1 protein-coding gene is annotated in these 4,976 nt (G+C 44.2%); it reads left to right on the forward strand.

The annotated features are described in order from the left end of the window. Positions 1 to 4,976: T9SS type B sorting domain-containing protein (locus KIH23_RS13530; protein ID WP_213214041.1), on the forward strand; the 4,976-nt coding region annotated here is incomplete at both ends.

Raw genomic sequence — 4,976 nt, forward strand, 5'->3', positions numbered from 1 at the left:
ATAGTTTATACTACGACTCATTCGAGCGATGTTACTTCTATAGGATTGCCACCTGGTATGACGGGTGTTTATTCTTCAGGTACATATACCATATCTGGTTCCTCAACTACAGCAGGTGTTTACAATTATACGGTGACTCCGGTTGGTATCTGTGCTACGCCATCACTGAGTGGTACTATTACGGTTAATTCTGGAGCTACTATTGATTTAGATTCGGGATCACAGAACAGCCAAACCCTTTGTGTTAACAATGCTATATCTACGATATCGTATACGATTGGCAGTGGAGCCACGGGTGTTAGCGCTAGTGGTTTGCCTACAGGTGTTAGCGGTGTTTTATCGGGTAACACTTATACTATTTCAGGTACGCCTTCATTGTCAGGGGTATACAATTATACACTATCAACTGTTGGTGGTTGTGGTGTTGCTACCCAAAGTGGAACAATTACAGTGAACCCGGATGCAACGATTACACACAGCACGGGTTCAACAGCGCAAATAGTTTGTATCAACACGGCTATTGCCAATATTGAGTATACACTTACCAATGTTGATGCTACCGGAGCTACTGTTAGCGGCCTTCCGGCAGGAGTAAATGGTCTTTACGATGCTACTTTAAATACCTTCACGATTTCAGGAACACCTATAGTTTCGGGTGTTTTTCCTTATACAGTAACCTCAAGCGGATTGTGTGCTACGCCATTATTGAGCGGTACCCTTACGGTTGATCCAGATGTTACACTCACATTAAACATAGCTGGTACCGATACCCAAAGCTTGTGTGTAAACAGTACTTCATTCACTCCGATATCTTATACTTTGGCCAACGGAGCCACCGGTGTAAACTCAAGTGGTTTACCATCGGGTATCAACGGAATCTTAAGCGGAACCACTTATACCTTAAGTGGAGTACCTACTTTGGCTGGAGTTTACAACTATACATTAACCACAGTAGGGGGTTGTTCAACAGCTACCCAAAGCGGAACGATTACGGTAAATCCTGATGCAACGATTACACACAGCACGGGTTCAACAGCGCAAATAGTTTGTATCAACACGGCTATTGCCAATATTGAGTATGCACTTAGTAATGTTGATGCTATCGGAGCTACTGTTAGCGGCCTTCCGGCAGGAGTAAATGGTCTTTACGATGCTACTTTAAATACCTTCACGATTTCAGGAACACCTATAGTTTCGGGTGTTTTTCCTTATACAGTAACCTCAAGCGGATTGTGTGCTACACCATCACTGAGCGGCACCCTTACGGTTGATCCTGATGTTACACTCACATTAAACATAGCTGGTACCGATACCCAAACCTTGTGTGTAAACAGTACTTCATTCACTCCGATATCTTATACTTTGGCCAACGGAGCCACCGGTGTAAACTCAAGTGGTTTACCATCGGGTATCAACGGAATCTTGAGCGGAACCACTTATACCTTAAGCGGAGTGCCAACTCTGGCTGGAGTTTACAACTATACATTAACCACAGTAGGAGGTTGTTCAACAGCTAGTCAAAGTGGTACCATTACGGTAAATCCTGATGCAACGATTACACACAGCACGGGTTCAACAGCACAAATAGTTTGTATCAACACGGCTATTGCCAACATTGAGTATACCCTTACCAATGTTGATGCTACCGGAGCTACTGTTAGCGGCCTTCCGGCAGGTGTAAATGGTCTTTACGATGCTACTTTAAATACCTTTACGATTTCAGGAACACCGATAGTTTCGGGTGTTTTCCCTTATACAGTAACCTCAAGCGGTTTGTGTGCTACGCCAGCACTGAGCGGCACCCTTACAGTAAATCCTGATGTTACGATGACCTTGAGTTCATTGCCGACAACAACGAGTCAGACACTTTGTGTCAATACAACGCTAAGCGATGCGATTGTTTATACTTTGGGCAATGGAGCTACAGGTGTTACGGCCATTGATTTACCTCCGGGAGTAAACGGGGTTTTATCCGGTAACACTTATACCATTACAGGAACACCTTCTTTGGCTGGAGTTTACAATTATACATTGACCACAGTAGGAGGTTGTTCAACAGCTAGCCAAGGCGGTACTATTACGGTCAATCCGAATGTATTGATGACTCTGAGCTCAGGTATTGGTTCGACCAATCAATCTTTATGTATCAATACACCGATTAATTTGATTGAATATACCTTGAGTAATGTTGATGCTACCGGAGCAATTGTCAGCGGCTTACCAAGTGGTCTTAGCGGAGTATACACCGGGAGTACTTTCCAGATTAGTGGCTCACCAAGTGTTTCGGGTTCATTTCCATACACCATTACGACCTCAGGAAGTTGTTCTTCATTGACCTTAGGAGGTTTAATTCAAGTAGCTCCTAATGATGTTATCACTTTGAGTTCAACAGTGGGCAGCGATTATCCTACTTTGTGTGAAAACACAGCTTTAACACCGATTGTTTACAATATATCAGATGCTACTGGAGTTAGCGTAACGGGCTTGCCAGCGGGAGTTAGCGGTCTTTTAATCGGAAATACTTATACTATTTCAGGCACCCCTAGCGCAGATGGTAGTTATCCATTTACAGTGAGTACTACCGGAGGCTGTTTGAGTGCTCAGCTCGGGGGTGTTATTACGGTAAATCCAAGCGTTACGATGGTCTTGAGTTCATTGGCCAGTACAAGTGGTCAGAGTTTGTGTGTGAACAGCGCTTTGACACCGATTACTTATCAAATTGAACATGCGAGCGCTACCGGGGCTACCATTACAGGTCTACCGGCAGGTTTGATTACTAGTTATAGTGCTACGGGCGAGTTTAGAATCTCAGGAGTTCCAACGGCTTCAGGCTTGTTTACTTATACCATTACTACCTCAGGCGGCTGTTCTAGTGTTAGCCTACAAGGCACCATTGATGTGATTCCGCAAGGAACCATTAATCTAACATCAGCAAATTCAACCCAAACGGTTTGTGTCAATACCGGTATTAGCCCGATTAGATATCAAATTACCAATTCCTCAGGAGCGAGTGTAAGTGGTTTGCCGGCAGGATTGAGCGGAGTGTTCAATTCGGGAGTATATACCATCTCAGGCTCGCCGAGTATTGCCGGAACTTTTACCTATACCTTGACTACAGCCGGAGGTTGTTCAACGGCTCAGACCGGAACCATTGTGGTGAGTCCAGATGTTACTTTATCTTTGAGTTCATCGCTCAATAGTACCATCCAAGAGATTTGTATCGGTTCATCGATTTCTAATATTCAATATGCTTTAGGCAATGTTGATGCTGCTGGAGCAGTGGTCACGGGTCTTCCCAACGGCCTCAGTGCCAGTTATGGCTCAGGTGTTTTAACCATCTCAGGAACGCCATCGGTTGTGGGTACTTACCCTTATACGGTACGTACTTCAGGTGGTTGTGGTAGCTTGACTTTAGGAGGTAGTATTAAAATCAAACCTAATGCTACTATAACTTTGGATTCTTCAGGGGGTATAGCAACCCAAACAGTTTGTATCAATTCGGCCATTGCTCCGATAAGATATTTAATTGGTCAAGGAGCTACTACGGCATCTATTACCTCAGGAGGTCTTCCGACAGGGGTATCGGCTACGTTCTTTGGCGGTATATTGACCATCAGTGGAAATGCATTGAGCGCTGGTGTTTATAATTATGTTGTTTCTACCACCGGAGGTTGTGGTACAGCAACCTTGAGCGGGGTAATCAGAGTTAATCCCAATGTGGTTTTGACCTTAGGTTCCGCGCCACAGACGAGCTATCAGCCGGCTTGTTTGAATGAGCAAATAGACCCTATAAAATATACCACTACCAACGGAGCAACCAGTGTTACGGTAACAGGCTTGCCAACAGGTATTACCGGAAGCTTTGCCTCTGGCGCTTTTACCATAACCGGAGCTGCAACACAATCAGGTACGTTTCCTTATGTTGTGACTACAGTGGGCGGTTGTGGCGTAGCATCGCTTAGCGGAATCATTACCATAAATCCGAATGTGACCATTGCTTTAGACTCAGGTCTCTCCTCGGATAATCAAAGATTGTGTGTAGATACAGCGATAACACCGATTACTTATTTGTTGGGCAACGGGGCCACAGGAGCTACGCTAGTCTCAGGTTCTGTTCCGGTGGGTATTACCGGCAGTTACAATCCGTTGAATCATATCTTCACTATCTCAGGAACCGCTCAAGAAGTAGGAACGTTTAACTATATTATCTCTACTACCGGAGGCTGTTCATCGGCTACCCTTACAGGTCGTATTGTGGTTGATGCCAAGCCGGTTGTGCGACTACCACAAGATGGCTTTATCTGTGTAGATGAGTTGGGTAATCCAATCAGTACGTATACATTATATACGGGTATGGATAGCAGTTTGTATAGTTTTGAGTGGTCAACCACCACGGGAGTTATATCAGGAGCAAATGGTCCGTCGTATATAGCTACAGCTCCTGGGGTTTATAGTGTTAAGGTAACCAACAACCAAACCGGATGTGATGATACTGCTCAAGCACTTATAGCGCCATCATTGCCTCCGTCGGATATTTTGGTTTATGCATCGAGTTATTTTGAAGACAACCAAATGGTTCGAGTTGATGTAAGTCCAGCTGGAGATTATTTGTATCAATTGGGTACGGGTGCATTCCAGGAGAGCAACTTGTTTACGTATGTTTTATCGGGCACTTATACCATTACAGTTAAGGATAAATTTGGTTGTGGCGAGAAGACAGCTCAGGTAACGATTATCAATTTCCCTAAGTTCTTTACACCAAATGGAGACGGGTATAACGACACGTGGAATATTTTTGAAATATCTAACCAAGTCGATGCAAAAATTTATATCTTTGACCGATACGGAAAATTGGTGAAAGAAATTATGCCGTCAGGCGAGGGCTGGGATGGAACCATAGATGGAACACCGGTTCCGGCCACCGATTACTGGTTTGAGGTATCTTATAAAGAAAACGGTGTAGATAGAAAATTTAA

The sequence above is a fragment of the Flavobacterium sp. CYK-55 genome, assembly GCF_018413465.1.
Classification (GTDB): domain Bacteria; phylum Bacteroidota; class Bacteroidia; order Flavobacteriales; family Flavobacteriaceae; genus Flavobacterium.